This is a genomic window from Streptomyces spiralis, from assembly GCF_014654675.1.
Lineage (GTDB): Bacteria > Actinomycetota > Actinomycetes > Streptomycetales > Streptomycetaceae > Streptomyces > Streptomyces spiralis.
In genome coordinates this window covers 1-1,154 of record NZ_BNBC01000137.1, presented here as the reverse complement: position 1 = coordinate 1,154, position 1,154 = coordinate 1, and the positions used below count along the sequence as shown (strand labels likewise).

The 1,154-nt window shown below is 67.2% G+C and carries 1 protein-coding gene; it reads right to left on the bottom strand.

What is annotated here, in order from left to right; genetic code table 11:
• Nucleotide 1: 1 nt before the first annotated feature.
• Nucleotides 2–1,086 (bottom strand): IS630 family transposase gene (locus IE318_RS46940; RefSeq protein ID WP_444546223.1). Its coding sequence is split into 2 segments (ribosomal slippage): nucleotides 2–561 and nucleotides 561–1,086, totalling 1,086 coding nucleotides; the frame shifts between segments, so codons are not numbered across the junction.
• Nucleotides 1,087–1,154 lie beyond the last annotated feature (68 nt).

Below are 1,154 nucleotides of genomic sequence, written 5' to 3'. Positions count from 1 at the left end.
GTTACTGACGTTGTTGTCGTGATGTCGTCAAGGTGAGTCCGGTTTCGGCGAGGCATCCGTTGATGAGGTTGCTGCGGTACTGGATCTGGCGGAGACCGTGTCGGAGCGTGCTGATGAGATGGTCAGGGTCGGTGAAGGCGGTGTTGACCTGGCTGCTGCGCCGCAGCAGTGACCAGATGCCCTCGACGGGGTTGAGGTCCGGTGCGTAGGCCGGCAGGAAGTAGCAGGTGATCCAGTCGTGGGTGTCGATGAACTGCCGTAGTCGGCGGTCCTTGTGGACGTTGAGGTTGTCCCACACGAGCACGATGGGTGCGCCGAGCTGCTGGTGTGCGGCGATGAGCAGGTCGCGGTAGTCGGTCCAGGTGAAACTGCGTCTGCCACCGCGCTTGTGATCGAGATGCCGCTTGGGCCGGTAGATCAGCCGTGAGCGTTCACCGTGCTTGTAGCAGGCCAGAGCGGCGATGGAGAAGCGGCGCTGGGAGCGTCCCCTCACCCGGATGACGGGGGTGCGTCCGCGCCGGGCCCAGGTCCGTGCGGTGGGCGGCGTCATCGAGAAGCCGGCTTCGTCTTCGAAGCACAGCCAGGCCTCGAGCGCCGCCACGGACCTTCCACCTGCGGCCAGGTCTCCTTCACCCAGCCCGCCACGGCCTCCTCGTCGCGCTCGATGGCCCGGCGGGCCGGGACCTGGTGGCTGAAGCCGTGCCGGTGCAGCATCCGCGCGATCGCCGACAGCGTCATGCTCTTGTGGAACCGGCGCCCGATCAGCGTCTTGATCCGCGCCAGCGTCCACGTCTGATCCGGCCAGCCGTGCGCGACCGGCCCCTTGGCGAGCTCCTGCTCGAGCACGGTGAACAGGGCCTCACTCAGCTTGGGCCGGGACACGGGCCCGGCAGAGCGCAGCCCCTCGGTCCCGGCGTCGTGCCAGGCCCGGCGCCAGCGCTGCACCGATCGCACACTTACCCGTAAGTCCTTGGCGATCTCGGTGCTGGAGGCGCCCGCAGCGAATCGCTCCGCGGCCTCCAGCCGGATCCGCTCGCGAAACGCCTGCCGTTCAGTCGTCAGCCCACCACCCTGCGGATACCTCACACAACAGGCATACCGCGACGATCACACATCGTCAGCCCCCAACGACACCACGCAGCAAAGGTCAGTAG